Source organism: Halostagnicola larsenii XH-48 (assembly GCF_000517625.1).
GTDB lineage: Archaea > Halobacteriota > Halobacteria > Halobacteriales > Natrialbaceae > Halostagnicola > Halostagnicola larsenii.
This window is the reverse complement of sequence record NZ_CP007056.1, coordinates 464,074-490,698: the sequence shown is the minus strand read 5'-3', so window position 1 is coordinate 490,698 and position 26,625 is coordinate 464,074. Positions and strand designations below refer to the sequence as shown.

Below are 26,625 nucleotides of genomic sequence, written 5' to 3'. Positions count from 1 at the left end.
AATTTGACGTGACCGTTGGTTTAATCGGTTTTGACACCGGTTTAGTGCAGAACTCGTTTACTTATGTGCCAGGAAATCTTAGACCCGCTTCTCGATTTACGGATTTCCCAGAGCGTTGTATTGTGAGGGATAAACTCGAGTCGCCGGGCGAACACAGTGGCTCACATAGAGTACATGTGGTCGATGAGATCGGCGGAAAATAGCTTCCTCGAGACAAATTGGCAATGGCTAACGCCAGTCCCTTTTCGAACGTGACTGTCCATCTCGAAGAGGTATACACTGGTATATCGGTTGTTAGCTTCGGTCTCGTATTTGCTTCGTAGACCCGTATTCGTGGTTCGCGATACGATCAAATTGTTCATCTTTTGGGAACAACTGAATATTTGGTAGCTTCATTCCTCTCACCGATTGATAATAATTGGACCTAAGGAGTTTTCTCTGCCGCCAGAGCGGCATTCGAGATCGTTCTTCTTCACTGGAAAACGTGACTTTTTCTGAACTTCTTTTAACCGATTAACCTTCGGAGTGACAGGTGACTCGACGGCTCAGTCAATTCTTTCATATTCGACGTACCGTCGCCTCATCTACATAAATGATTTCCATAGTTACTTGCATGGTCCATTCACAACCATACTACTGTAATGTTCGGGATACGGGAACAGATGTATAATAGCCTCCATACGATGATGTATACAAATCGTTGGCTTACAGTGCTCGTTATGTATGGATCCTACTACAACATTGTTTAGGTTTGTAGCCATCATTTCAAAATTAGAATTAATTACCATCGGAGATTATTTATGGTTGGTTGTGTTTGTCACAGTTGCAGTACAATGAAGCAGACACGACGAACCTATCTGAAAGGAACGGCAGTATCGACACTAATCGGTATGGGCGCGCTCAGTGGCCTCTCCGGCTCTGCAGCAGCACAATCTAGTGGTGGTTCCCAGTTCGGTCTCGATGCTGGTTTCGCTGACACCTCGTGGCTCGACGACGACGTCGACGTGCACACGATTACTGAACCGACCCGGAGCGCCGTCGAAGATGCCTTCAGCGCGAGCGGATCGCGCGTGGTCGTCTTCGAGACGAGTGGTACCATCGATCTCGGCGGGAACGACCTGTCGATCTCCGAGGACTACTGCTGGGTCGCGGGCCAGACCGCACCGTCCCCGGGAATCACGTTCATCAACGGACAGGTCCAGATCGACGCGGACAACTGCGTCGTCCAGCACATTCGCTCGCGAATCGGTCCCGGATCAGACGGCTCGATCCAGAGCAACGACTCGTTCAACACCGCCGACGACACGCAGAACAACGTCGTCGACCATGTATCTGCATCGTGGGGAACCGACGAATGTCTCTCGGTCGGCTACGATACGCAGGATACGACAGTCTCGAACTGCCTCATCTACGAGGGGTTGTACGATCCCTACGGCGACGAGTCCGACCACAACTACGGGTCGCTCATCGGCGACGGCGCGTCGAACGTCACTCTCGCGGGGAACGTCTGGGCGAAGGTCCGCGGTCGCGCACCCCGGCTCAAGAGCGATACCGAGACCGCAGTCGTCAACAACCTCCTGTACTTCTTCGATGAGTCGGCCAACGCCGACAGCTCCGCGGTCACGAGCTTCGTCGGCAACGCGGCGATCTGCGCAGACGACGACGACGCCATCCTCGAGGGCAGTCCGACTGCGTACCACGCCGACAACATCGCGTACGATCCGCCGATGGAAGACGACCAGCCGATCGCCGAACCGGAGTCTGTAAGTTCGCCGCCGCTCTGGCCGAGCGGCCTCAGCGAGATGGCAGCAAACAGCGTCGAAGACCACAACCTCGCCAACGCCGGCGCGCGACCGGCCGACCGTACAGCGCACGACCAGCGAATCGTCCAGGAGATAGCCGACCGCGATGGCCTCGACTATCTCGACTCGCCGTACGACTACTGGGTCGGCGCGCCCGACGATGTCGGCGGCTATCCGGACTTGCCGGTCAATACTCACTCGCTCGAGGTGCCCGACAGCGACATTCGCGGCTGGCTCGCAGGGTGGGCACAGAGCGTCGAGTAGTGAACTCTGTGGTCCACAGTTAGCGGCGAAGAACGGACCAGCGCCCTGATACCGGCGGCGCTAACCAGCGCTGGGCGTTCGATTCGGTGTAGAGGCGACGAGGCTATCGCCTGGGAATACCCGACGAATGGCGGGCAGCGTGACGGCGTTGCTCTTTCTTGCGGATACGTAGCGATATCTCTACTCATACGAAGTTATTAAATTATATTTTTTTCCTAGAAAAACTTTTGTTATATTGGCTATATTGTGATATCGGTGTCAATAAATGACCCACAACAGACGTACGTTCTTACGCGTACTTGGAGCAGGAAGTATCGGTACCGCCGTCGTGAGCGGTCCAGTCATCGGCCAATCGAGTGAGATCACGGTCGAGGGCGGCGGTTCGGACATCTGGAACGACGCGGACGAGTTCCACTACTACTTCACGGATGTCGGCGTGAATTTCGACGCGGCCGTCAGAGTCGATAGCGTCGAGGATACCGACGAGTACGCCAAAGCGGGGCTAATGCTCAGGGAGTCGCTCGATGCGGACGCAAAGAACGTGATGGCTCGGACGACCCCGGACCACACGACTCTCCAGTGGCGACCGACGGCCGGCGGCGAGTCGACGAGTCTCACGTCCGACGCCGGCGAAGACGAGAGCGAACTCGATGGAGGGACGATCGATGCCGCCTGGCAGCGGCTCGTCCGGACCGATGATACGATCCGGGCGTACGCCTCGGAGGACGGGACGAACTGGACGCTCATGGCCGAACTCTCGTTGTCGTTTGGCGAGAGCGCATTCCTTGGGTTGGCAGTTACGAGCCACAACACTGGAACGCTCTGTGAGGCGACGTTCTCGAGTCTCAGCGGCGTCGGCCCCGTCGAAAGTCAGGATGTCGGCGATGTCGACGTACCCGGCAGCGCTTCGGGAAGCAGCTCCGGAGAGACCGGGCCGCTGATCATAACGGGCTCGGCCACGGACATCACCTCGTCGTCCGCGACGCTCTCGAGTAGCCTCCCCTCGCTTGGCGGGGCCGCCTCGGCCGACATCGGTATCGAGTATCGCGAGTCCGGTGGCTCGTGGACGATGTCGACGACGGAGACGGTCACCGAACCGGGCGCGGTCGATGTCGATCTGACCGGGCTCTCACCCGAGACCGACTACGAGTACCGTGCCGTCGCCGAAGCAAGTGACGGCGAGTCCGACGATGGGACGATCGTCTCGTTTACGACGCTCGAGGAGGATACGGACCCGAGCGTCACGACCGGCACAGCGGTCGACACTGCCTCGTCGTCTGCAACGCTTTCGGGCACGCTCGAGGCCATCGGTGGCCAAGCCGACGAGGCGCTGATCTCGTTCGAGTACCGCGAGACCGGCGGGGATGACTGGCAGGAATCCGGAAGTCGGACGCTCTCGGAACCCGGCGAGTTCGAAACCACGATTTACGGGCTCTCCCCCGAGACTGACTACGAGTACCGTGCCGTCGTCGAAGCTGCCGACGGCGATACCGACACAGGATCGACGGCGACGTTTTCGACGACGGTAGGCACCGGAGCCGACGGGGGGTCGCACTTCGACCTCGAGGACGGCTTCGCGGACGTGGACTGGTTCGATGACGACGTTCAGGTTATCACGATCACGGAACTGGACGCCGGGACCATCGAGGATGCCTTCCAGACGGAGGGACCGCGACTGATCGTCTTCGAGGTCAGCGGTGTCCTCAATCTGGAAAATCAGGAACTCGAGATCACGGAGCCCTACTGCTGGGTAGCCGGTCAGACCGCTCCCTCTCCCGGCGTCACGTTCACCAACGGGTTCGTTCAGGCCGACGCCAGTAACGTCGTCCTCGAGCACGTTCGGGTCTTCCGCGGCGACGAGAGTGGCGGCGAGGGAACGGACCCGATGAACAGCGCCGACGGTACCGAGAACGTCATTTTCAACCACTGTACAGCCTTCTGGGGTCGCGACGAGAATCTCTCGGTTGGCTACGACTCGACCGACACGACGATCGCGAACTGCATGATCGCCGAGGGCCTCGAGGATCCCGAAGAGAACTCCAACGGGACGCTGGTCGGCGACGGTGCGGACAACGTCGCGATTCTGGGGACCATTTACGCCAAGAACAACGACCGCAACCCGCGGCTGAAATCCGACACGCGGACCGTCGTGGTCAACGGACTCAACTTCTACCACGACAAAGCTATCTGGATCGACGACAGCGCCGAGGCCGCGGTCGTGGGCAACGCCTACATTCATCGCTTTAGCTTCCGGGATCCGATCGTCTTCGGCGACGGAAGCGTCTACATGGCGGACAACTATGTCGCCGATCCGCCACTCGACGGACGACCGTTCTCCGACGTCGCAACTGAACTTGACTCACCACCGTTGTGGCCGAGTGGCCTCGAGGCGCTCCCAGCCGGGGATGTAGAGAGCCATAACAAAACGTTCGCAGGCGCGCGACCCGCCGATCGGATCTATCAGGAAGAGAAGGTCGTCAGTCAGATCACCGACCGATGGGGCTCGCTGGATGTCGATCCAAACGAGGACAACGCCGGGTTCTCCGACATCCCCGATAGCGCAGCGGAGGCCGGCGGCTACCCCGATCACGGTGGCACCACGCACACGCTCGAGGTTCCCGACTCGGGGCTGCGTGCGTGGCTCGAGGACTGGGCGCAAGTCGTCGAAACGGGTCAGTAATCTCCCGGAAGCGGCTGCTGGGCGACTTGCTCGTGTGACTCGTCGAGCCGGTTACCGCTCGCCGACACTTCCATCGGCGCGGTGGCCCGGCGACCGATCGAACGCGAGGTTCGTTCCCGCGAGCTCCTGAACGCGATCCTCGTCGATTTCGATCCCGAGGCCCGGTTTCTCGGGTAGCTCGAGGTAGCCGTCGTTCGGCTCGAACAGCTCGTCGTTCTCGACGTACCCCATCGCCGTCTCGTCCTCGAGGATAACCTGTTCCTGGATCAGCGCGTTCGGCGCGACTGCGTCGACGTGCAACGACGCCGCCAGCGCGATCGGCCCGATCGGGCAGTGGGGTGCGATCGAGGCGTCGTAGGTCGCGGCCAGATCGGCGATCTTTTTCGTCTCGGTGATCCCGCCGGCGCTCGAGACGTCCGGCTGGACGACGTCGACCGCGTCGGCCTCGAGGAGCGGCCGAAACTCGCCCCGCGTGTAGAGCCGTTCGCCGGTCGCGATCGGAGCCGTCGTCCCCTCGGCGATTCGCTCGAGCGCGTGGCCGTGTTCGGGGGTGGCCGGCTCCTCGACGAACATCGGGTCGAACTCCTCGAGCGCACGCGTGAGTCGACGAGCCATGGCTTTTGAGGTGCGACCGTGGAAGTCGAGCGCGACATCGATATCAGGGCCGACGGCCTCGCGGACGGCACCGACGATATCGCGTGCGCTCTCGATCGCTGCCGGTGTGTCGATCAACTCGAGGCCGCCGGTCGGGACCAGCTTTACGGCGGTAAATCCGCGCTCGACGTGCTCGCGAGCCTGGTCGGCGGCCACGGCGGCTGGATCCGTCACGTCGTTGCCATTGTGTGCTCTGACGTGTTCGTAGAGACGGACCCGATCGCGCGCGGGCCCACCCAGTAGTTCGTAGACCGGCATCCCTGCGGCTTTCCCTTTCAGGTCCCACAGCGCCTCGTCGATGCCGGCGATGGCGCTCATGTGAATCGGTCCGCCCCGGTAGAAGCTGCTCCGGTACATCGCCTGCCAGAGGTACTCGATGCGACTCGGGTCCTCTCCGAGAACGTACTGGTGCATCAGTTGGTCGACCGCGTTCCGGGTCGCCGGCTCGCTATCGCCCGCGAAGTGCCACTTGGTGTAGACTTCGCCCCAGCCGACGCGGCCGTCGCTCGTCTCGAGTCTGAGGAACTGCCAGCGCGGCGGCACCGCGTAGAGGTCGTATTCCGTTACGTACATCCTGTGTGGATGCGGGCGGTTCGTTCTTGAACGTTCCGGAGACTCTAGGAAGAGGGGATTAACTGTCCGGTGGGTACGTTCCTTGGGCCCTCATATAGACAGCGCTAGTATAATCGTCATAGATAGTCACGAGTAGTGGGGGTGATGGTTCGATTACTGAGAGTGGTGTATTTATTGAAAGGAAAACGATTGACTGCTACCTGGTCATCTCTCTTGAGTCTGGGTAGCTAATTTCAGCGAACTGATTTCCACATTTGTTCTCTTTACACAGTCTGCTGTGTAATTGGTGAGTATCCGACGATGAGACTACCGACCCAGACGCTGTCCAAGATGGGTACCAGACGATGGATTTATACTGTGTGCGATACAGGTAAATTCTATGTCTTTGCCAGCCGAGCAGGTACGGAACCGTCTTCGTGGCGTTGCTGTCGGTCTGTTGACGCCATTTGACGATAATCTCGAGATCGAATACGAAAAGATCTCCGAAAACGCCGAGGAGTTGTACGATCGAGGTATCAGAACGTTTCTGGCGACGGCGAATATCAGCGAGTACCACTCGCTCTCGACGAGCGAGCGCGTCGATGTGGCGGAAACGAGCGTGAACGCGCTCCCGTCAGACGCCTGCGTTCTCGCGGGCGTCGGCGGGAGCACCGAGAACGCACAGGAACTGATCCGCGCGTACGATCGTATCGGCGCCGACGCGATGATGATCATGCCACCGGATCACACCTATCTCCACGAGCAGGGTTTGCTGGAGTACTATCGTTCTCTCGCGTCGGTTACGGAGACACCGCTTGTCCCCTACGTCCGCGGCTTCGATCCGTCCATCGATTACCTTACCAGCCTTACCCACGTTGATGGCGTCGTCGGGATCAAGTACGCACTCGAAGACCCGGTCAAACTCGGAGCGGCCGTCGAGGCCGGTGCGGACGATGTCGTCTGGGTCGACGGTCTTGCAGAGCCGTTCGCCGTCTCCTTCTGGGCAGAGGGCGCAGAGGGCTTTTCCGCTGGCGTCAGTAACTTCCGGCCGGAGATCGGACTCGCACTGTTCGATGCGCTCTCGGAGGGCGACTACGAGCGCGCCAACAGGATTCGGAACATCTGCTTGCCCTATCAGAACTTTCGGGACGAGACCGGAAGTCAGAACGAAATCGAGGGTGCGGTCAGCGTCCCGGTGGTCAAAGCAGGGCTCGAACTCGCCGGGCTCAACGGCGGCAACGTGCGAGAACCCATTCGCCCGCTCGAGCCAGAAGAAACGCAGAAAGCCGAACGGCTGTACGACCAGCTCGAGGACGATATCGCATCGCTACTACACTAACACTCGGAGTGTCGCTTAACGCTGACCGAATCACACCCGCGTCTCGACGCCCTTTTTTGAACCGACGCGCGCCCGACGCCGCTGTACGCGAGTGGCTGTTGATTTTCGCTACGAGAATTTCGTATTGACCTCGATGACGTTCGCCGCTCGCATCACGTACTCCGGCAGTTCGCCGTGAAGTCGTTCGTCGGTGAACCGGCTCGAGGGGCCGGTGATACTGATCGCACCCATGATCGACTCGCCGTCTCTGACCGGTGCGGCGACGCAGCGAAGCCCCTCGAAGTTTTCCTCGTCGTCGATACCGTACCCTCGTTCTCTCGTTCGCTCGAGTTCCTCGAGGAGCTCTTCGCGACTACTGACCGTCTTCGCCGTCGATTTTGTGAAGTCGATCGAATCGATCAGCTCTTGTGACCGTTCGGGTGGGAGAAACGCCAGGATCGTTTTGCCGAGTGACGTGGAGTGAAGCGGCTGCTGGGTTCCGACTCGAGACGCCGTGACGACGGCTCTGTCGCCGTTTGCCTTGTAGAGGTAGGATATCTTCTGATGTTCTTCCATTCCGAACTGCGCTATCTCGCCCGTTTCGGCAGCGAGCTCTTCGGTCTCCTCTCTGATGACGTCGTAGTTTTCGACCTGTTTACGGACGTGGTTTGCCATATCGAGAACGCGGAGACTCAGTCGGTACCCGTCGTCCTCTCGGACGATGATCTCCCGGTTCTCGAGCGTTCGGAGATGGCTGTGGATCGTGCTTTTCGAGTGACCGAGTTCCGTTGCGAGCTCCGTTACGCCGATTCCGTTCTGTGCCTGTAGTTCGTCGATGATGTTGAAGGCTATTTGTACCGACCGGATCGTTCGTCCCGGACTTCCTTCCACAGCGTGAGACATACCCTACCAATGGAATCATTACCACATAAAGCTGTTCCCGTGTTGGGAAGAATACGCGCCGACGAACGTGGTGGATCACGTATGTATTCCCATTGGGCAGATCGTGTTCTGTAATTAGAAACCTGTTTCTCTACCTCTGGCTCCTTCTCGTAATACGAAGAACATCGCTCCCCACCACGGGATCGGTCGAATCGATCGTATCCGTCGTCCTCGTTCGAACCGATCCCGAATCCGCGCTCTTCGAGTAGCGTCACAGTGGTCTCGAGCACGTATGTAGCCGAACCCGAGAACCGTCTCGTACCGTGGTGGACGGGATTTTCGGTTTGAGAACAGTCTTGTCTGGTTTCGCGGGGTCGATGACACCGTCGGTGTGAGTCCCTCACAGCAGATCAGAACGGAAGACCGTCGGAGTCGGCGGCGTGACCGCCACGATGCATCGTCCGCGCTCGAGCGTCGCCGTTGGAACGACACGGCGACGACACTCTCGGGATGACCGTCCCACAGGCGAACACTTTTGTCGATCACCGCCAACCACTCACCGTATGGCAGTCACCGTAACCGTCTGGAACGAAAACGTCCACGAGCGAGAAGACGACGACGTTCGAGAACTGTACCCGGATGGCATCCACGGCGCGATCGCCGAGGGGCTCGAGGCACCCGGCCGGGATATCCGCACGGCGACGTTACAGGAACCGTCCCACGGCCTTCCCGAGGACGTTTTGGCGGAGACGGACGTCCTGATTTGGTGGTCTCACTGTGCGAACGACGAGGTCAGCGACGACGTTGCGAGTCGCGTCGTCGACCGCGTTCACGAGGGAATGGGATTCGTTCCCGTCCACTCGGGGAAGAACTCGAAGCCGTTTACCCGCCTGATGGGGACGACCTGTAACATCAAGTACCGCCACGGCGGGGAGAAAGAGCGGATCTGGGTGGCCGACCCCGGTCATCCGATCGCCGACGGCCTCGAGGAATCGTTCGAGATTCCCTCGACCGAGATGTACGGCGAACCCTACGACGTTCCCGAACCCGACCGGACCGTCTTCATCTCGTGGTTCGAAGGCGGCGAGGTGTTCCGGTCCGGGCTCTGCTACCGGCGCGGACGCGGCCGGATCTTCGCGTTTCGGCCGGGGCACGAAATCTATCCGATTTTCTATCAGGACGAGGTTCGTCAGGTGCTATCGAACGCGGTCGATTGGGCGGCGCCGACGACCGGCGCGGAGGCGGTCTGGGAGGAAGTCGACCCGATTGAACCGCTCGAGGATACGTAGGTTCACTCGAAAACCCTCGCCCCACTCGTAGTCGACTCGTTCGAGGAAATCGAAGACAGCGGATTGCTATTGGCGGCGTTCGGTGCTCGCGTCGCGTTCGGCTTACTCGAGCGTGAGATCCTCGCACTCAGTGCCGATATCGACGTACTCCTGTAAATCTCCGTGATTGCCAGCGAATGAGACGCGACGCGTGTCCGGCCCATCGACCTCGAGAAACGTCCCCGTTTGCTCGGGAGCCGAACAGTCGCGGACGCGCGTTTCCTCGACCGAGTCGACTTCGATTGCGGGATCGGTGTTCGATGCCCAGTCTTCGATCTCGAGGCCGTCGATCGACACCAGATCGGTCTCCTCGAAGCGGAACGCAGGGTTGTCTGGGGTTTGAATTCGAACGTCGGAAAACGAGATATCGGCGACCGACTTGCAGAAAAAGCGGTGGCGCTGGTCGTAGCCGTCGGCCATCGCCGGATCGAGATTGGTCGCCTCGAGCGAGCGCGTCGCGTCGATGTGGACGTTGTCGAACGTGAACCCCTCGAAGCGTCGTTCCGGAAGCCCGGCGAAAAAGCCGGCCGATTCGACGTCCCGTGCGGTGATGTTGTGGAAGTGGACGTTGCGAACCATCGGCGTCCCCTCGTCGACCGGTTCGGGATCGCTATCGATGGGCGTGAAGTAGTAGCCGTTGACGACGAACGGACAGGCGATCCGTCGCATGACGATCGTATCGAAGTGGAGGTCTTCGACGACCCCGCCGCGACCGCGCTGTGATTTGATGCGAATCCCGCGATCGGTATCGGTGAACGTGCAGTTGGAAACGGTCACATCATGCACGCCAGCGGCCGTCTCACTGCCGATGACGACGCCGCCGTGGCCGTGTTTGACCGTACAGTTGGTGACCGTGATGTTGTGGGCCGGTCTGGCGACCTCCCGGCCCTGCTCGTCCTTCCCGGACTTGATGCATATCGCGTCGTCGCCGGCGTTGATGAACGTGTCGCTGATCCGGACGTACGACGAGGAGTCGATATCGATTCCGTCTCCGTTCGGCGCGTCCGCCGGGTTTTCGATTCGGACGTCCGTGATCGTGACGTCTTCGGAGTAAACGACGTGGGTGTTCCAGAACGGCGAGTTTTTGAGCGTCACGCCGGAGATACTGACGTTTTCGGACTCGTAGATCTGGAGCAGCGGCGGCCGAAGCGTGAACGAACTCACGTCGTCCTGGAGGTCGTTTCGTTCGTCGAACTCCGCGATGCGCTCTCGCAGGTCGTCGGGGTACTCCTCTTCTGGCAGTCCGCGGAACTGCCACCAGTGTTCGCCCGAGCCGTCGATCGTTCCGCGTCCGGTAATCTCGACGTTCGACGCGTTCGCGACGTGCAAGCAGGGATGGAAGCCGAACTGATCCCACCCCTCCCATCGGCTCTCGACGGTCGGAAAGGCCGTGTAATCCTCGACGAACCGAATCGTCGCGCCGTTCTCGATTCGTATCGTCGTTCGATCGCCGACCTGAAGGGGTCCTGTCAGGTACTCTCCCGGCGGAACGAAGACCGTTCCGCCCGATCCGGCACACTCCTCGAGTGCGTTCTGAATCGCGTCGGTGTCGCGGGTCTCTCCGTTGCCAGTCGCGCCAAACTCGCGGATGTCGTATCGTCTCGGCTGACTGTCTGCCATCGTTCGAGTATTCCTGACTGCGGGGATAAACGTTGTGTTGCTGTGACGTGGTATCGATCGTCTCGCTCGCAGTCCCGTCGAAGCCGTTCGTCGCGGCGTCGCCGAACCGAACTACCGAACGGTCATCGCCCGTCGTCGTGAATGGACGCCACGTCGACCCACTCCCCGCGGTCGGATGCGGCTTCGATCGCGAACACGATATCGTGTGCGTTGCGCGCGTCGGCGAACGGAACCATCGGCTCCCTGCCTTCGTGGATCGCCGCGACGAAGTCCCGAACCTGCCCGAGAATATCTGCACCCATATGGAAGCTTTCCGGCGTTTCGGTGTCGTCCCCGTCGATGGTTTCGAACGTGACGAGGTCGTCCTGTCGCCACTCGAGCGAGCCCTTGGTTCCGTGGATCTGCAACGTCATCGGCTCCTGTGGATACGTCGCGGTCGTGGCGGTTATCTGCCCGTAGCCGCCCTCGGAGAGTTCGACGCTCGCGACGGCGGTATCGGGCACCTCGATGTCGTGGTGGAGCGTTCCGGTTTTCCCGGCGACGCGGTCGATCCCGCCCGTCGTCCACTGCAGGAGGTCGATTCCGTGGAGCGCCTGCGTGTGGAGGATTCCGCCGTCGAGGTCCGTCGTCCCGTGCCAGCTTACGTCGTCGTAGTACGACGATTCTCGGTGCCACTTCACCGCTACGTTGGCGAGGACAATTTCGCCGAGTCGGCCGTCGGCTATCAGCTCGCGAGCCAGCTGCGGGCCGCCGAACGTCCGACGTTGGAAGATACAGCCGAACGTAATTCCCTCGCGCTCGATGACGCGTTCGATCTGGTTCACCCGCTCGAGTGTCACCTCGAGTGGCTTCTCACAGAGGATGTCGACGCCCTCGGCGGCCAGGTCGGTTACGATTTCCGCGTGTGTGCCGTTGGGCGTGCAGATGCTGACGGCGTCGAGGTCGTCCTCGCGGACCATCTCGAGCGGATCCGTGTGCCACGACGTGCCGTACTCGGCTGCAAACGACTGTGCGTTCTCCTCGTCGATATCCGCACACGCAACCAGCGTCGCACCATCAGTTTCGGCGACGGCGTCTGCGTGATTCGTTCCCATTCCCGCACAGCCGATGATACCGTAGCGCAATTCTGTAGCGACCATTCGTTGTGTAGACGCGTGTGGAGTGGAGTGATATATGTTTTGGTGGTGATGACGCCGCGCTCCGTGTCAGAGATTGCGATGGGCTGTATTTGCGGATTTCAACCGGTGTTTTCCCCTCTGTTCGCGCTATTCTCATAGTTACTCTTCGGCTCTTCTGATCGGGTTGAGAGCTGACACTGCCTGTAATCGGACCGATTGGAACAACGGGAGCAGAAATGGCCTGGTATTCCCATCCTGGTGCCGCCACAGTCCCCGTGAGAACCGACGGTATTTCACCAACTCGAACACAACTCTGTTCTCCAGAGGGGAACGAATAATTTTTCGAGAAAATACGATACTGTATCGTTATTCGGGCGATTCGAGACCGTTTCCGGAATATCTACTAATGGATACGGTGTGTATGCGCTGTATCGTTTAGCTTCATTCCATTATATTGTTCGTGACATCCGATCGATTGAGACTGGTCTCGGTGTGATTCTGGCGGATAACCGTCAGTTCGTGCCTATTATTACAACTGTACTATTGTAATCTTACATCTGGGGTAATCGGACTCCGTTCCGTTCGAACCCTCGGCCCCTTATCATCCGTTCTCCGGCTTGTACACCCGTAATCGCTTTCGAACGGATGCGCTCGAGCCGTGGGTTCTTCGAAGAGAACCCACGTCGGTAAGGCACGTTGTCGACCGGAATTTTGGCGGAGTTGGCTACTATATCGGCGGAATAGGCGTTCAAACAGCGGTATGGTGTGATCGGGAGTGAGGTTCTTCGTCGCTGGCTGTGAGAGACAAATATGTTCCCCTACGGGGAACAAAGGTCTCAAAACTTGCGTCGAACTGCTGTGCCCCTCGCATCGATCTCCTGAATCGATTCTGAATGTGGATACGTTTTCTCGTCGGGACTCGACCGTGCTACTCAGTTGGAATTCGCTCGAGCAGAACATATCTTGCCAGTTCAGGAACGGTGTTTTCAAAGACCGAAGCAGACGGTACGACGGCACTTTCGTCACCGACTTCGTGGATCACCCTCCAACGTGTCCTCGATCACAACGAACGCTCCTCGAGCCACTGATTTCTCGCGAGAACGCATCGAGCTACTATCTTCTTCTTGAGGGATGTATGTGGCGTGCATGCTCGTTTAAGAGAACAATCGTTCTGTAGCTCGAAACAGTCTGGCTACCTTCCATACGGTCCAATCCCCGATAACGGCCAGTTTGGGTCCCGGCTCGAGCAGTCGATGTTCGCGGACCTGTGACTGAACGTTCCCCAAGGCGTATTATCGCAGCCGCCGAATGTCCGCCATGATGCCCACGTTCACTGGATACCGACGCGAAAGCGGTCGGATCGGGATCCGGAACCGCGTCGCGGTGCTTCCGGTTTCGGTCGCAGCGAGTTCGATTGCCGAACGAATCGCCGAGCAGGGCGGACCGGATGTCGTCGCGACGCCCCACCAGATGGGAACCTCTCAGGCCGACGCCGCGCGAGAACAGACCGAACGCGTGCTCGTTGGAACCGGGCAAAATCCGAACGTCGGTGCAGCCCTGGTGGTGGGCCTCGGAACTGAGGCGATCGATGCGAGCGAACTGGCGGATCGAATTGGGGCCAACGGAACGCCCACCGAGGCGCTTTCGATCCGCGCTGCCGGCGGCACGAAGGCCAGCGTCGATGCTGGCGGCGAGTTAATCGACGGTCTCGTCGCCGAAGCGAACCAGGCTCGCCGGGAATCGGCGGACGCGTCGGAACTCGTGTTCGGCGTCGAGTGCGGCGGGAGCGACGCAACCAGCGGAATCGCGGCCAACCCCGCGGTCGGGAACGCGTGTGATCGACTCGTCGACGACGGCGGGACGGCCTCGTTCAGCGAAACGCCGGAGTTTATCGGTGCCGAACACGTCCTCGCAGAGCGGTGTGTGAGCGAGGACACTCGAGAGCGCCTGCTCGAGCGGGTTGAGCGCCGCGAATCGCTCGCCGACGCGATGGGGGTCGACATGCGGGGCGCACAACCCTCGCCGGGCAACCAGGAGGGCGGCCTGACGACCATCGAGGAGAAGAGCCTCGGTGCGATCGCCAAGGGCGGAACGACTCCGATTCGAGGCATCGTTGAGTACGCAGAGCAGTTGCCGGTGGGCGGCGGCCTCGTCCTCATGGATACGCCCGGGTACGACGTCGAGAGCGTCGTCGGCAAGGTCGCCGGCGGCGCGCAGGTGATCGCGTTCACCACCGGACGCGGCAGTACGACCGGAAACCCCATCGCTCCGGTGATCAAAGTGACCGGCAATCCCGACACTGCAGATCGGATGGCATCGAACATGGACGTCGACGCGAGCACCGTCCTCGAGGGCGAGTCCATCGCCGAGGTCGGCGATCGGATCTACCGGACGCTGCTTTCCGTCGCCGACGGGACGCTCACCGAGGCCGAACGCCGCGGCATGGCGGAATTCGCGATCAACGAGATCCAACCGCGAGAGCTCGCGGCGCTGGGTGACCCGCTATGAAAGGCGAGACGATCGACGACCGCGCACTCGTCCTCGACCGCGACGATACCGTTGCTACGGCGCTCGCGGATCTCGAGGCGGCCTCGTCGCTTTCCTACGACGGTCGAACGATCGAACTTACCGAAAACGTTCCGTTCGGTCACAAGGTCGCGATGGAGCCGATACCGGCGGGCGACCCTGTCCGAAAGTACGGCTCGGTTATCGCCACTGCGACGGAAGCCATCCAGCCAGGCGACTGGGTCCACACGCACAACTGCGAGAGCAATCGAGGCCGCGGTGATACCACAGCCGAGGTGTCCGATCGATGACTGGGAAGAGACGTTCCTCAGATGACGGACGAAAACCGGATTCTCGAGTCGATGGGGCCCGAGCTGATAGAACCCGAGTCGATGGGACTCGAGCCGGCAGGCGACGATCGGACGCGACAGCTCCCCGGTCCGACCGTCCCGTCTCGGGATATCTCCGAGAACGAGGGGACCTCGGCGTCCGCAACCGCGTGCTGGTCTTGCCGTCGGTGATCTGTTCGCACACCGTCGCCGAACGGATCGGTGCGGCGGTCGACGGCGCGTGGAGCGCACCTCACGACCACGGCTGCGGCCAGATCGGGGCCGATCGAGACCAGACGCAGCGAACCTTCGTCGGCGTCGGCGCGAATCCCAACGTCACAGGCACCGTCGTCGTCGGGCTCGGCTGCGAGACGATCCAGAGCGACGACGTCGCCGCGGAATTGCGGGCGCGGGGCGTGCCCGTCCGTCGGACGACGATTCAGGAAGCCGGTGGGACGGAGGCGTGTTTCGAGGAAGGGGTCTCGGCCGCCGAGGAACTGCGTTCCGGGGCCGTCGCCGACGAACGCGCTGATATGGCTCTCGAGGACCTGACGGTTGGCATCGTGGCCAGCGACCTTCGCCCGTCCTCGCTCGAGCGAGCGGATCCGCTGGTGGGTGCGGTCGTCGAGGAACTGGTCGAGACGGGTGTCAGTGTGGTGGTCGGCGCGACCGATCGCGTGTTGCCCCACGAGAACGCCGTTCGAGCGGATCTCGCGACCGACGACGCACGCGAGGGGATGGCGGCGTTGGTCGAGCGCGCGCGTTCGGAGCCGCCTCGAGTCACTTCGGCCCGATCCAGAGCGACCGAAACCGAGTACGAGCAGGTCGCCGCTCTCTGGGGTCGCCTGCCGGTTCGGGACGTTCTCCGATACGCCGACCCCGCGACCCACGAAGGCGGCGTCGCCCTGATGGATGCCCCGTCCTCGTTCGCGGAGGCCGCCACGGGCTTGGTCGCCGCCGGCGCACAGGTGCTCATCCACGTTACGGCGGACGGCATTCCGACCGGCCATCCCGTCGCTCCGGTACTCAAGGTGACCGGTGACGACGATACCTACAGCGCGCTCGCACAAGACATCGACATCCACGCGGGGCGTACGTCGCCTGCGGAACTGCTCGAGGAACTCGTCGCCGTGCTAAACGGTGCGCCGACGTGTGCGGAGACCCACGGCGTGACGACGTTTGGTATTACTCGAGCCGGCCCGTCGATGTAATTCTCGCACCCGGTTGGCTCGTCCGATCGCATTCAGTGGTCCGTGTTGCTGAGCCGACCCGCCCTCGCCCTGCTCGAGGAACCCTTTGCCGGGTAACAAACACCCATTGAAGACAGCGCGAAAGAGCCCGCATCACCACGTGACCCGGTACCCAAACCCGCTCCGACTGACGATTCTGTACATCGGCCTCGGACTCGCCCGACTCGGGCTCATCGACCGCGAACGCGCCGTGCAGACGACGGTACTTGCCTGGCCGCGGATCGTCACCGGCATCGCTCGGATGTCGAAAAACGTCGTCGACGTCGCGATGGTCGGCGTCGCAGTCGGGCAGGCGGCCATCGCCGGGGTCGGCTTCGCGGGTCCGTTCTGGGGGCTCGCGTTCGCGATCGGCGGCGGCGTCGCCGGCGGAACGCTTGCTCTCGTCTCCCAACGGTTCGGAGCCGACGCCACCGAGGAACTCGGACTCGCCGTCCGCTCGAGTACGCTTTTCGTCGTCGCGATCAGCGTTCCCGTTACCGTCGTCTTCTGGACGTTTCCCCAGGAACTCATCTCGCTGATCAGCAGCAATGAGCAGGCGATCGAACACGGTGCGACCTACCTGCAGGTCGTGGGGCTTGGCATTCCGTTCGCCGGGCTCAACCTCGTCGGGAGTCGGACGCTCGTCGGCGCGGACGACGCCTACACGGCGATGCAGGTCCGGGCCAGCGGCGCGGTGCTCAACATTGTATTGAACACGGTCTTTATCTTCGGCCTCAGCTGGGGCGTTGCCGGCGCGGCGCTCGGGACCGTCCTCTCGAATGTCGTCATCGCCTTCGTCTTCGCGCTCGGAATCGCGACCGGACGGGTCCCCGGGGTCGGTTCGTTCCCCGTCGAGGTCGATCCCTTCGGGACCTACGTCGATCCCGACACGCTTCGGGACATCGTCAAAATAGGCCTCCCGATCGGGGCTCGGAACCTCGTCTGGACGGTCGCGGAGTTCCCCATGCTCTCCATCCTCGACATCTTCGGGGAAACCACCGTCGCCGCGTTCGTCATCGCCCGCCGAATCTGGGGACTGATGAACACGCCCGGCTGGGGTTTCGGACTGGCCTCCTCGAGTCTGGTCGGCCAGGCGCTCGGCCAGAACAATGAACGCCTCGCGGAGGCTTACGGCAACGACATTATTAGATTCTCGGTAGCTACGTACGCGGTGTCCGCCGTTATTATCGCACTATTTGCCGACCAGATCGTCATGCTATTCGTCGACGACCCGACGAGCGCCGAGATCCCCATCGCCACGAACCTCGTGTACGCCGCCTGTGTCGCCGTTCTCTTTCAGGGCGTGACGGCCGCCGCTGCCGGTCCGCTCGACGCCAGCGGCGATACGCGGATCCCCTTCCTGAGTCAGTCCATCGGCGTCTTCGGCGGCGCGATACCGCTGGCGTACCTCGGCGCGACGACCAGTCTCGGCTACTGGGGGCTGTATCTCTCGTTCGTGGCCGAAAAGAGCGTCCCCGCCGCGATCAACTACTGGCGATTTCGGACGAACAAGTGGAAGTCCATCAGCGAAGCGTTTCGGCCGGAGACGAGCACCGCCGACGATTGAACGGATCGATCGATGGATAAATCGTCTTTGGCGCAGTGTCTGCACAGTCTCATTCGGCAATTGTCGTAGTAACATTTTAGGTATTGTCGATTGTGCGGTGAACCATGGAGTACATTTGCCCCCACTGTTCCGAACCGGTCGTGGTTGGAACCCGCCCCTCGAGCTGTCAACGGTGCGGTTTCGTTCCACGGCTTGGCGCTGACTGAGGCTCGTTGTCATCGATTACGGCAGTCTTCCGCGTGAGCACAGTTACCAGTAGAAACACCCACAAAGCGTCGATCGAAAGTGCGGCTCGAGTCAGTTTTCGCTACAGACGAACGTCACCGGACACGGCGCGGACAGCAGAACGGTCTGGGCCGTCGATCCGAAGACCGCTTTCCCGACCGGCGAGCGCGCACGACCCGCGACGACGACACGATCCGCCTCGAGTTCCGTCGCCTGATCGACGATCATCGTTCCGCGTTCGCCGACGCAGCCTCGAATCTCGTACTCGATATCCGCTCGCTCGAGGTCGGCCGTAAAGTCCTGTATTCCCGCGTATCGGTCGGCGACTCGGTCCGTTTCGATCGGTTCGGAACTCGCATTCAAATTAAGTTGATCGAGAACGTCGTCGTACTCGTCTTCCGTGAACACGTGCGAGAGCACTACCGTCGCATCGGCTGGCTGTGCGACCTCGAGTACCGTCTCGAGGATTTCCTCTCGACGGCCGACATCGTTGGGTCCGACTGCTAACAGGATCGTTTCGAGTGTCATCGCATCACCGTGTTGCGGCTGGGCGCTTAACTGTACTGAAAGCACGAATATTCGACTCGATGAACCCCGATTGGTGGTGCCATCGACGACTCACCTAGACGATCTGATAGCCGCCGTCGACGTAGAGTAGGTGCCCGGTGATATAGGAGGCGTCGTCGGCAGCCAAAAAGAGGTACGACCCAGCGAGTTCCTCCGGCGAAGCCATCCTATCCATCGGAATCCTCGCCTCCTGGCCCTGTTCGCCGATATCTGGAAGCCCCGCGTCCTCGTGGATGAACTGGTCGTCGACGCGGCTCTCGGCGTCGGGATTGCCGCTCCCGAACGTCGTTTCGATGATCCCCGGCGCGACGGCGTTGACCCGAATATCGTACTGGGCCAGTTCGAGCGCGGCGACTCGAGTGAGCATCATCACCGCTCCCTTGGAGGCGTCGTACATCGTGTGGCCGACCTGGGCGTACTCCGAACTGATCGAGGCCGTATTGACGATCGAACCCGGCTCGCCGCGCTCGAGCATGTCCCTGGCGGCCGCACGACAGCCCGCGAACACGCCGCGGACGTTTATGGCGAACACCTGATCGAACGAGTCGACGTCGGTCTCGAGCAGCGAGGCGTGTCGGTAGATGCCGGCGTTGTTGACCATCACGTCGACGCCGCCGAACTCCCTGGCGGCCTCGACGACCGAGACGACCTCGGGCGGGCTCGAGACATCGGTTTCGACGAACGTCGCGCGACCGCCGTCGTCTTCGATCGCCTCCGCCGTCGGTGCGGATTCGTCGCGCTCTTTGGGTTCCTCGCGAATGTCCGCAACGACGACCGTCGCACCGGCCTCGCCGAATCGACGTGCCACCGCGCGACCGATACCCGACGTTCCGCCCGTGACGATTACCGTTTCGTCCGTGAAATCGTATCTCGTCTGTCCCATACGCTGACTGTTACGGTTGGTTATTTAGGGGTTCCGACACTGGTCTCGCTGACTCCACCATGTGTCTGCCACCAGTAGAAGTACCTTCCCGATAGACGTCGCGAATTATTGGACGAACTCGAGCAGTATACAGACGGATATCGTGTCGTCGACACTGCAGCTACTGTTATCCCCCTCCGAGTCGATGCGTCCACCGGTATTTCGACTTCGGCGGAAATCCCCTGATTTCGAGCAGATACAGTCAGTGACACTCAAAACGTATTTATCTATATGTGTATGAATCACAACTACTCACCGATGATGCCCTCCGTACCCAGAACTGTGATCGATCGATACTCGCTGGTTGTTACGAGAGAATGATACGGTCGAGAACTTTCCTGCCGACCGGTATGTTCCCCCGAAACGTGGTGTGTGTCCGAGAATGAACCGACCAAACAGAAAGTCGATAGTGACCGGTGCAGTTGGTGGCCTCGTGAGCGTCGGTGTCGTCGGAACCCTTCTGTCATACTTCGACTATCATATTGTTATGTCACCGACTGGTTTCTGGATTCTCGTACTAGGGGCATTCCTTCTGGGGTTGATCTCGGTGGGGTTTTCGTCCCATACAGGCCTTTTCGCCCCCGGTGGTGGATTTTTCTTGGTTCTCGCCGCTGTCGTGTCTGTGGAGTTGACGACACCGTCACCGCAACAGGTCGGTGAACTAGGCGGCAACGCTATCGTTGATGGGGCTTTTCATACGCTCTCGTACGCTAGTACGTGGTATCTGTGGCTCACACTCTTGCTCGTTGCTGGCGTCGCTGAGTTTGCGATTCGCCGGGGATATGAGTATCACGATGATCGCCTTCGAAACCTGCCAGAACTCCCGTTATCACGGTACGAATTGGGGATCCTCGTTAGTGGCTGTAGCGTCCTCGTCGGACTTGCGACGACGGTAGTACTCGTTCAAGGCCAGATGTGGGGGACGATTTCGGGATATGGCATCGGATTCGCTGTGGCTACTGCCGCGACTGCGATTTCCCTCACAGCGTTGCTTTCTCGAGGTATTGTCATTCCCTTCCTCCTCTATAGCTGGGTACTCACAAACAGTCTCCATACAGAGGTATTCACATCACCCGACACTGCGTTGCATATCCCATTCGTGGGCATTGCGTCGTTTGGGTTCGTTGTCGTCGCAGCACTCGAGTTACTGGTTCGGTACCGCCTCCTCGGATGGAACGGAGGGAATTTTGTCACCGATCCGAGGTAGAAGGTCGTGTGTGAGACTCATCCGTGATGTCCGATACGAATGGTTGGTCTAAAATGAGACTCTATTTTTAATTTCGGGACCTCTATTCTGTGCTCGCTCGTTCCGAGAACCCAGACCTACCCCATACTGCAATTCGACCCGTTGTTCAGTTCGGTTCGACCGGGACGCGCTCGCCGAGTCGGGCCGAGTCGTAGGCTGCTTCGGTCAACGCCGTCGCCTGTAGCGCGTTTTCCGCCGTCGCGGGCGGCTCCGTCCCCGTTTTGACGGCCTGAACGAAGGCGTCGACCTTTCCGTACGACGATAGCGCTCCCTCGAGCGAGGTCTGCACCGCACCGCTCGCGTCGGTGATCGTCACCTCTCGGTCGGTCCACCCGCTTCCCTCGAGTAGACACCGCCCCCCGTCGCCGCGGACGGCGATCCGTTCCGAGACGTCGGGAGAGTCCCCGGAGACGGTGATGTTCGCGATCGTGCCGCTGTCGAACCGAACCGTCAGCGCCGCCTGTACGTCCACCGGCGGTTCCTCGTAGAACTCCATCTCCGCGTTCACGTGTGTCGGAACGTCGTCGAGCATCCAGATAATCGCGTCGAGGAGGTGGCTCCCGCTATCGTAGAGCTGGCCGCCGCCGCTGAGGTCGGCGTTAACCCGCCAGGTACCGGCGACGGTTTCGATCCAGTCCTGGGTAAGCTCCGCGGTCACGACCTTCGGCTCGAGATCACCATCGGAGATCGCGTCCCGAATCGCGACGTAGGCCGGATTGACGTGTCGCTGGTAGCCGACCATCAGCACCTGCTCGCTCGCCTGCGCTCGCCGAGCTAGATCGCGCGCTCGCTCGAGACCCGGCGTGAACGGTTTCTCACAGAAGACGTGGACGCCGGCCTCGAGTGCGGCTATCGTCTGCTCGTAGTGGAGTTCGTGCGGCGAGCTTATCTGGATGGCGTCTAGGTCCGCCCGCTCGAGCATCGACTCGTGGTCCTCGTATCGATTCGACGGGGGAACCTCGAGCGTCTCGCCGGCCTGCGTTCGACTCTCCGCTGCGATGTCAGCGAGCGCGACGACCTCGGCGTCCGGGTGCTCGTGGAACTGTTCTGCGATGTGCGTTCCCCAGCCGCCGGTTCCGACGATTCCGGTCCGGAGTTGTTCGGCCATACGTCGTCCTCGCGATCCAGCCTGAAAAGCGATTCCTGTACTTTCGATCGCTGCGACGCCCCTTCGGTTTTGTCGATCGCTCGAGGCTGCCGATTCCGCCCGCGCTCGCCGTTCGATTTTGCCGACGGAAAGCCGAACGTATTTGCCCGTTGCTCTGGAAAACCCGCCAATGACGACCCACGTTACCGTCTGGAACGAGTTTCGCCACGAGCGAGAGAACGACACCGTCGCCGAACTCTATCCCGACGGGATTCACGCGGCGATAGCCGACGCCCTCGAGGACGACTTCTCGGTCGAGACGGCAACGCTCGACGAACCAGACCACGGTCTCACGGAGGCCGTCCTCGAGCGAACTGACGTGCTCACGTGGTGGGGCCACGCCGCTCACGACGAGGTCGAAGACGAAATCGTCGACCGCGTTCACGACCGCGTGCTCGAGGGGATGGGGCTGCTCGTCATGCATTCAGGTCACTACTCGAAGATTTTCAAGCGGCTCATGGGAACGACCTGTTCGTTGAAGTGGCGCGAAGCCGCGGAGACCGAACGGCTCTGGGTCGTCGAGCCGAGTCACCCGATCGCCGACGGCATCGACGAGTACATCGAAGTACCGGAGGCGGAAATGTACGGCGAGCGGTTCGACATTCCTCAACCGGATACGCTGGTTTTTAACTCCTGGTTCGAGGGCGGCGAGGTGTTTCGGTCGGGCTGTTGTTACACCCGCGGGTCGGGCCGAATCTTCTACTTCCGGCCGGGACACGAGACCTATCCCGTCTACCACCAGCCGGAGATCAGGCGAGTGCTTCACAACGCAGTCGACTGGCTCGACGGGAGTACCGAGTCGTCCACGACGTTCGGCAACGCGGATCCGATCGAGCAGATCGACACGTCCGACGAACGATCGGTCCACTAGGCGCTCTCGATTCGTCGCTGCCCGATGATCCTGCCGGATCGTAAAATCTACCAGAGAACTCAGCAACCGGCGTAAAATGTTACAGCCATAGCTATGTAAGCCGAGTCTGTGCCGATCGCCGGCGGCCCGACCGAATTTCCCGCAGTCGTCGGGTGTGGCTTACCGCTTTTGTGACGGTGGATCCGCTCGAACCGCCGTTTCGGGTTCGTTCAGCGTCACCGGGAGTCCCGCCTCGCTCGAGTGGTAGATACCGTCGATGATCCGCTGGACGGTCAACGCTTGCTCGACGTTGTCCTCGGCGTTTTCTCCCTCCGCGATGGCGGTGAAGAACGCCTTCTGTTCGTCGCCGTGCGTGTCGGTTTCGGCCGTCTGAATCGTCGTATCCTCGAACTGGTTGACACCGTCCGAACGAACCGTGTGGACGGAGAGGTCGTTCTCGAGGAGGTCGAAACACACGGCGGCTTCGGTCCCGCGGACGACGAACTCGTGGGTCGGCGGTCGGTTGGTCGCCCAGGCGGTTTCGAGGCTGATCGTCCGATTGCCCCGACAGCGGATGAACGCGCTCGTCGAGTCGTCGACGTCGAACCCCTCCGGTCCGACGTCGTCGCCCCACATCTGGAGGTAGGCGTAGTCCGAGCGCCCGCCGAATTCGGATCGGGTCACGCCGGAAACCGCGTCGACCTCCGGATAGCCGAGCAGATAGAGCGCGAGATCGATCGCGTGAACGCCCAGGTCGATGAGCGATCCGCCGCCGGAAATCCCCTCAGTAGTGAACCAGGAGCCACGCCCGGGGATTCCGCGACGGCGGACGTAGTTGGCCTCTATGTGCGTAATCTCTCCCAACTCGCCTTCTTCCAGCCGATTTTTGATGACCTCGACGGCGTTCAAAAACCGATTGTTGAAGCCGATCATACAGTTCCCCTCGGCGTCGGCCGCGGCGGCCGCGATCCGTTCTGCACTGTCGAGCGTGTGTGCGAGGGGTTTCTCGAGGAGGACGTGCAAACCCCGCTCGAGCGCGTCGACGGCGTACTCCTCGTGGAACTTGTTCGGCGTCGTGATGATGACCGCGTCGACGTCGTCGTAGAGTCGTTGATGATCCTCGTAGACGGTTGTGTCGTATCGTTTCGCGAACGCTTCGCGCGCGTCGGCGGATACGTCCATGCCGCCGACTAAGGAAACGCCGAGTTTCTCGAGGCGCTGGGCGTGGTGGTCGCCGATGTTTCCGAGTCCGACTATACCGGTTCGAATCTGTGTGAAGTGTGTACTCATTCGTGGGTAGATCGCAGTGATTTCGTCGCGAGTCGCTGCTGGATCGCTCGCTGTCGCGTCGACTTTCGCTTCGTTTCAGCGCGCTCGTTCTTTCGTTTCATACTGTCAGTAGAGCTGTCGTTCGTTCTCCTCGCGCTCTCGGTCCCGTTCGTCCGTCTCGGCGAGCCGTCGTCGCCCGCGTCGGTACTGTTTGATCCCCGGAATCACCCGCCGTTTCACGTCCCTCGCGAACGAGACGATGCCGTAGATCCAGAAGAAAAACAACACGAGCAATCCCCCGTAGTAGAGGATCGGAATCAGACTACTCATCTGCCTCACCCGCCGGCTGGTGCTGTTTTTGTTCGCGGCGTTCTCCCGGAAGCTCCTCGAGTCCGTGCGTGAGGGCTTCGCCGGATTCGCCGTCGAACAGGTGTACCTTCGACCGATCGAGCGTGACGGTGACCGCTTCGTTCGCGGCGATTTCGAGATCCGGTTCGACGCTCACCAGGAGCTGATTCGCCGCCCCGCCCATCCCGCCACCGTCTACCGAATCAGGGTCGCTTCCCTCGAGGTCGAGGTAGACGAAGATTTCGTCGCCCATCGGCTCTAAGACGTCCGTCGTCGCCTCGATTGGAGCCGACTGCGTCGCGGTTGCCTGCCGACCGCGCTCGAGCGAGACGTCTTCGGGCCTGATTCCCACCGTGACACTGTCGCCCTGGATCACGCCGGAGAGGTTCGTTGGTTCGAAATCGAGGTCGAACGGCTCGGTCTCGAGCCCGGTTTGAGTCACTCGCCCCTCGAGGAAGTTCATCGACGGCGAGCCGATGAATCCGGCGACGAACAGGTTCGCTGGTTCGTTGTAACAGACGAGCGGCGGGTCGATCTGTTGGAGCCTGCCGCCGTTGATGACGGCGATCCGATCCGACATCGTCATCGCCTCGGCCTGATCGTGAGTCACGTAGATGATCGTCGTATCCAGTTCCTGGTGTAGGCGCTGGAGTTCGGTTCGCATGTGGACGCGCAGCTTCGCGTCTAAGTTCGCGAGCGGTTCGTCCATGAGGAAGACGGCCGGATCCCGAACGATCGCCCGGGCGATCGCGACGCGCTGGCGCTGGCCGCCCGACATCTCCTCGGGCATCCGACCGAGCATGCCCTCGAGCTGGACGATGTCGGTCGCGCGTTCGACCCGCTCGTCGATTTCGTCCGTGTCGAAGTCACGGAGCCGAAGCCCGAACGAGATGTTGTCGTAGACGTCCATGTGGGGGAACAGGGCGATGTTCTGGAAGACCATCGCGACCCCACGGTCTTTCGGCGGCAGCGTCGTGACGTCCGAGTCGCCGATCCGAATCGTTCCGTCGGTCGGCGTGGTCAATCCGGCGATCGATTCCATCGTCGTCGACTTGCCACAGCCCGAGGGGCCGACGAGACAGACGAACTCTCCATCTTCGATCTCGAGATTCATCTCGTCGACGGCGACGACGTCTTCGTAGCGTTTCGTGATGTCCTGTAGTGTTACTCGTGCCATATGTTCTGTGGTACCATGATCCGATTACTCCTTGAGCGCTCCTGCGGTGAGGCCGCTGACGATTCGTTCCTGTGCGAAGATGACGATGATGACGACGGGGATGACGCCGATGATGCTCGCGGCCGCCATCAGGTTGAAGTCCGTCGTGTACTGGTCCTGATAGCTCAGGATTCCCCCGACCAGCGGCGACCACTGCTGGGGCTCGTTCTGCAGCGACATGATCGAACTGAAGAAGTACTCGTTGTAGACCGAGATGAACGTCAACACCGCGGCCGTCGCGATGCCGGGGGCCGAAAGCGGCATGATCACCCGGAACAGCGCGCCCAGTCGGGTGGTACCCTCGACGCGAGCGGCGTCCTCGAGTCCGTCGGGGATCTGCGAGTAGAACGTCGTCAGGATGAAGATGGCAAGCGGCATGAACAGCGCGCTAAAGGGCATGATCATCGACCCCGGCGTGTTCACCAGCCGCGGCGGCGAGAAGAGTTCGATCCCGAGGAACGGCACCGTGATCGCGTTCCCGAGGAACGCGTCGAAAAGCGGCACCAGAAACGCCGCCGGAGGGAAGTACGAAACCACCAGTACGGCGAGCATCAGCGGCCCTCGACCGGGGAACTCGAGGCGGCCGAAAACGTAGCCCGCGAGACTCGCGATTACCAGGACGATGATCGTCGTCGTGGTCGCGAGCACGAAGCTGTTGAACACGTAGAGGTGGAACGGCACCTGCTGGAACACTTCGACGAACGCGCCGATATTGTATCCCTGCGGGTGCGGGAGCGGCACCTCCGTCCCGACAAGCGGGAGCGAAACGCCCCAGTCGCCGCCGATGATCTGGCTGTTGGGCGTCAACGCGAGCACGAGCAGCCAGTAGAACGGAAACAGCGTCGTCACGAGGAAAAAGCCCGCGGCGACGTAGAACAACAGTTTGTACAGTCGATCGCGTTTGTCCTTGTTCGTGAGGACGCTCCGGGCCCAGCGCTCGAGTGGTCCGCCCGTCGAATCTGACGACGATTCGGTACTCGTCGCCAT

General features: G+C 60.9%; 22 protein-coding genes. 11 read left to right on the top strand and 11 right to left on the bottom strand.

All coding sequences use genetic code 11. From position 1 onward, the window contains the following. Positions 1-890: 890 nt before the first annotated feature. Positions 891-2,066, top strand: coding sequence for a hypothetical protein (locus HALLA_RS16085; protein ID WP_242406219.1), 1,176 nt, complete (start codon positions 891-893; stop codon positions 2,064-2,066). A 265-nt stretch (positions 2,067-2,331) separates the two neighbouring features. Continuing rightward, on the top strand, positions 2,332-4,746 hold the full coding sequence (locus HALLA_RS16080; protein ID WP_084569074.1) for a DUF1349 domain-containing protein: 2,415 nt from the start codon (positions 2,332-2,334) through the stop codon (positions 4,744-4,746). A gap of 51 nt (positions 4,747-4,797) precedes the next feature. On the opposite strand, the gene dgoD is transcribed toward HALLA_RS16080, so the two are convergent. After that, entirely contained in the window at positions 4,798-5,973 is a 1,176-nt protein-coding gene (dgoD, locus tag HALLA_RS16075) for a galactonate dehydratase (protein WP_049954496.1), read from the bottom strand. Between the two features lie 379 nt (positions 5,974-6,352). Between dgoD and HALLA_RS16070 the strand changes: the two genes are divergently transcribed. Next, complete coding sequence (locus HALLA_RS16070) at positions 6,353-7,291, top strand: dihydrodipicolinate synthase family protein (protein WP_049954495.1); 939 nt, start codon at positions 6,353-6,355, stop codon at positions 7,289-7,291. A 108-nt stretch (positions 7,292-7,399) separates the two neighbouring features. On the opposite strand, the gene HALLA_RS16065 is transcribed toward HALLA_RS16070, so the two are convergent. Next, the gene (locus HALLA_RS16065; RefSeq protein ID WP_049954494.1) at positions 7,400-8,173 is read right to left on the bottom strand and encodes an IclR family transcriptional regulator; all 774 of its coding nucleotides are present in this window, start codon (positions 8,171-8,173) and stop codon (positions 7,400-7,402) included. 542 nt (positions 8,174-8,715) lie between these two features. Here HALLA_RS16065 and HALLA_RS16060 point away from each other — a divergent pair. Beyond that, positions 8,716-9,441, top strand: a complete 726-nt coding sequence (locus HALLA_RS16060) for a ThuA domain-containing protein (RefSeq protein ID WP_049954493.1) — start codon at positions 8,716-8,718, stop codon at positions 9,439-9,441. Between the two features lie 102 nt (positions 9,442-9,543). On the opposite strand, the gene HALLA_RS16055 is transcribed toward HALLA_RS16060, so the two are convergent. Beyond that, a complete protein-coding gene (locus HALLA_RS16055) occupies positions 9,544-11,100 on the bottom strand; it encodes a glycoside hydrolase family 28 protein (RefSeq protein WP_049954492.1) in 1,557 nt (518 codons plus the stop codon). A 122-nt stretch (positions 11,101-11,222) separates the two neighbouring features. Beyond that, the gene (locus HALLA_RS16050) at positions 11,223-12,239 is read right to left on the bottom strand and encodes a Gfo/Idh/MocA family protein (RefSeq protein WP_049954491.1); all 1,017 of its coding nucleotides are present in this window, start codon (positions 12,237-12,239) and stop codon (positions 11,223-11,225) included. Positions 12,240-13,538: 1,299 nt separating this feature from the next. On the opposite strand from HALLA_RS16050, the gene HALLA_RS16045 reads away from it, so the two are divergent. The 5 genes from HALLA_RS16045 (at position 13,539) to HALLA_RS16030 (ending at position 17,848) form a co-directional block, all read left to right on the top strand. Further along, on the top strand, positions 13,539-14,726 hold the full coding sequence (locus HALLA_RS16045; RefSeq protein ID WP_049954593.1) for a UxaA family hydrolase: 1,188 nt from the start codon (positions 13,539-13,541) through the stop codon (positions 14,724-14,726). Beyond that, positions 14,723-15,034 carry a UxaA family hydrolase gene (locus HALLA_RS16040; protein WP_049954490.1) on the top strand — a complete coding sequence of 104 codons (312 nt, stop codon included), beginning with the start codon at positions 14,723-14,725 and terminating at the stop codon, positions 15,032-15,034. The genes HALLA_RS16045 and HALLA_RS16040 overlap by 4 nt, the downstream gene beginning before the upstream one ends. Before the next feature lie 21 nt (positions 15,035-15,055). Continuing rightward, on the top strand, positions 15,056-15,244 hold the full coding sequence (locus HALLA_RS21400) for a hypothetical protein (protein ID WP_242406230.1): 189 nt from the start codon (positions 15,056-15,058) through the stop codon (positions 15,242-15,244). Continuing rightward, positions 15,241-16,263, top strand: coding sequence for a UxaA family hydrolase (locus tag HALLA_RS16035; protein WP_339325756.1), 1,023 nt, complete (start codon positions 15,241-15,243; stop codon positions 16,261-16,263). The genes HALLA_RS21400 and HALLA_RS16035 overlap by 4 nt, the downstream gene beginning before the upstream one ends. 139 nt (positions 16,264-16,402) lie before the next feature. Next, entirely contained in the window at positions 16,403-17,848 is a 1,446-nt protein-coding gene (locus HALLA_RS16030) for an MATE family efflux transporter (RefSeq protein ID WP_049954489.1), read from the top strand. Positions 17,849-18,145: 297 nt separating this feature from the next. Here the strand turns inward: HALLA_RS16030 and HALLA_RS16025 are convergent, their stop codons facing one another. Next, positions 18,146-18,601: a universal stress protein gene (locus HALLA_RS16025; RefSeq protein ID WP_049954488.1), complete on the bottom strand. Its 456-nt coding sequence runs from the start codon at positions 18,599-18,601 to the stop codon at positions 18,146-18,148. 94 nt (positions 18,602-18,695) lie between these two features. Further along, the gene (locus HALLA_RS16020; RefSeq protein ID WP_049954487.1) at positions 18,696-19,523 is read right to left on the bottom strand and encodes an SDR family NAD(P)-dependent oxidoreductase; all 828 of its coding nucleotides are present in this window, start codon (positions 19,521-19,523) and stop codon (positions 18,696-18,698) included. Between the two features lie 421 nt (positions 19,524-19,944). On the opposite strand from HALLA_RS16020, the gene HALLA_RS16015 reads away from it, so the two are divergent. Then, positions 19,945-20,769 (top strand): hypothetical protein, encoded by an 825-nt coding sequence (locus tag HALLA_RS16015; protein WP_049954486.1) that lies wholly within the window; start codon positions 19,945-19,947, stop codon positions 20,767-20,769. Between the two features lie 145 nt (positions 20,770-20,914). Here HALLA_RS16015 and HALLA_RS16010 read toward each other — a convergent pair whose 3' ends face one another. Further along, positions 20,915-21,916, bottom strand: coding sequence for a Gfo/Idh/MocA family protein (locus HALLA_RS16010; RefSeq protein ID WP_049954485.1), 1,002 nt, complete (start codon positions 21,914-21,916; stop codon positions 20,915-20,917). Positions 21,917-22,085: 169 nt separating this feature from the next. On the opposite strand from HALLA_RS16010, the gene HALLA_RS16005 reads away from it, so the two are divergent. Continuing rightward, positions 22,086-22,826: a ThuA domain-containing protein gene (locus HALLA_RS16005; protein WP_049954484.1), complete on the top strand. Its 741-nt coding sequence runs from the start codon at positions 22,086-22,088 to the stop codon at positions 22,824-22,826. Between the two features lie 159 nt (positions 22,827-22,985). Here HALLA_RS16005 and HALLA_RS16000 read toward each other — a convergent pair whose 3' ends face one another. The 4 genes from HALLA_RS16000 to HALLA_RS15985 all read right to left on the bottom strand — a co-directional run bounded on the left by HALLA_RS16000 (position 22,986) and on the right by HALLA_RS15985 (position 26,625). Next, a complete protein-coding gene (locus HALLA_RS16000; protein ID WP_049954483.1) occupies positions 22,986-24,095 on the bottom strand; it encodes a Gfo/Idh/MocA family protein in 1,110 nt (369 codons plus the stop codon). A 105-nt stretch (positions 24,096-24,200) separates the two neighbouring features. Then, positions 24,201-24,404 carry a hypothetical protein gene (locus tag HALLA_RS15995; RefSeq protein ID WP_049954482.1) on the bottom strand — a complete coding sequence of 68 codons (204 nt, stop codon included), beginning with the start codon at positions 24,402-24,404 and terminating at the stop codon, positions 24,201-24,203. Then, complete coding sequence (locus tag HALLA_RS15990) at positions 24,397-25,599, bottom strand: ABC transporter ATP-binding protein (protein ID WP_049954481.1); 1,203 nt, start codon at positions 25,597-25,599, stop codon at positions 24,397-24,399. The genes HALLA_RS15995 and HALLA_RS15990 overlap by 8 nt, the downstream gene beginning before the upstream one ends. A 24-nt stretch (positions 25,600-25,623) precedes the next feature. Continuing rightward, positions 25,624-26,625, bottom strand: a complete 1,002-nt coding sequence (locus tag HALLA_RS15985; protein ID WP_049954480.1) for a carbohydrate ABC transporter permease — start codon at positions 26,623-26,625, stop codon at positions 25,624-25,626.

What these genes read in the sequence shown, in the direction of transcription:
- HALLA_RS16085 (WP_242406219.1), top strand. Translation starts at nt 891, where the DNA reads ATGGGCGCGCTCAGTGGCCTCTCCGGCTCTGCAGCAGCACAATCTAGT.
- HALLA_RS16080 (WP_084569074.1), top strand. Translation starts at nt 2,332, where the DNA reads ATGACCCACAACAGACGTACGTTCTTACGCGTACTTGGAGCAGGAAGT.
- dgoD (WP_049954496.1), bottom strand. Translation starts at nt 5,973, where the DNA reads ATGTACGTAACGGAATACGACCTCTACGCGGTGCCGCCGCGCTGGCAG.
- HALLA_RS16070 (WP_049954495.1), top strand. Translation starts at nt 6,353, where the DNA reads ATGTCTTTGCCAGCCGAGCAGGTACGGAACCGTCTTCGTGGCGTTGCT.
- HALLA_RS16065 (WP_049954494.1), bottom strand. Translation starts at nt 8,173, where the DNA reads ATGTCTCACGCTGTGGAAGGAAGTCCGGGACGAACGATCCGGTCGGTA.
- HALLA_RS16060 (WP_049954493.1), top strand. Translation starts at nt 8,716, where the DNA reads ATGGCAGTCACCGTAACCGTCTGGAACGAAAACGTCCACGAGCGAGAA.
- HALLA_RS16055 (WP_049954492.1), bottom strand. Translation starts at nt 11,100, where the DNA reads ATGGCAGACAGTCAGCCGAGACGATACGACATCCGCGAGTTTGGCGCG.
- HALLA_RS16050 (WP_049954491.1), bottom strand. Translation starts at nt 12,239, where the DNA reads ATGGTCGCTACAGAATTGCGCTACGGTATCATCGGCTGTGCGGGAATG.
- HALLA_RS16045 (WP_049954593.1), top strand. Translation starts at nt 13,539, where the DNA reads ATGCCCACGTTCACTGGATACCGACGCGAAAGCGGTCGGATCGGGATC.
- HALLA_RS16040 (WP_049954490.1), top strand. Translation starts at nt 14,723, where the DNA reads ATGAAAGGCGAGACGATCGACGACCGCGCACTCGTCCTCGACCGCGAC.
- HALLA_RS21400 (WP_242406230.1), top strand. Translation starts at nt 15,056, where the DNA reads ATGACGGACGAAAACCGGATTCTCGAGTCGATGGGGCCCGAGCTGATA.
- HALLA_RS16025 (WP_049954488.1), bottom strand. Translation starts at nt 18,601, where the DNA reads ATGACACTCGAAACGATCCTGTTAGCAGTCGGACCCAACGATGTCGGC.
- HALLA_RS16020 (WP_049954487.1), bottom strand. Translation starts at nt 19,523, where the DNA reads ATGGGACAGACGAGATACGATTTCACGGACGAAACGGTAATCGTCACG.
- HALLA_RS16015 (WP_049954486.1), top strand. Translation starts at nt 19,945, where the DNA reads ATGAACCGACCAAACAGAAAGTCGATAGTGACCGGTGCAGTTGGTGGC.
- HALLA_RS16010 (WP_049954485.1), bottom strand. Translation starts at nt 21,916, where the DNA reads ATGGCCGAACAACTCCGGACCGGAATCGTCGGAACCGGCGGCTGGGGA.
- HALLA_RS16005 (WP_049954484.1), top strand. Translation starts at nt 22,086, where the DNA reads ATGACGACCCACGTTACCGTCTGGAACGAGTTTCGCCACGAGCGAGAG.
- HALLA_RS16000 (WP_049954483.1), bottom strand. Translation starts at nt 24,095, where the DNA reads ATGAGTACACACTTCACACAGATTCGAACCGGTATAGTCGGACTCGGA.
- HALLA_RS15995 (WP_049954482.1), bottom strand. Translation starts at nt 24,404, where the DNA reads ATGAGTAGTCTGATTCCGATCCTCTACTACGGGGGATTGCTCGTGTTG.
- HALLA_RS15990 (WP_049954481.1), bottom strand. Translation starts at nt 25,599, where the DNA reads ATGGCACGAGTAACACTACAGGACATCACGAAACGCTACGAAGACGTC.
- HALLA_RS15985 (WP_049954480.1), bottom strand. Translation starts at nt 26,625, where the DNA reads ATGGCGACGAGTACCGAATCGTCGTCAGATTCGACGGGCGGACCACTC.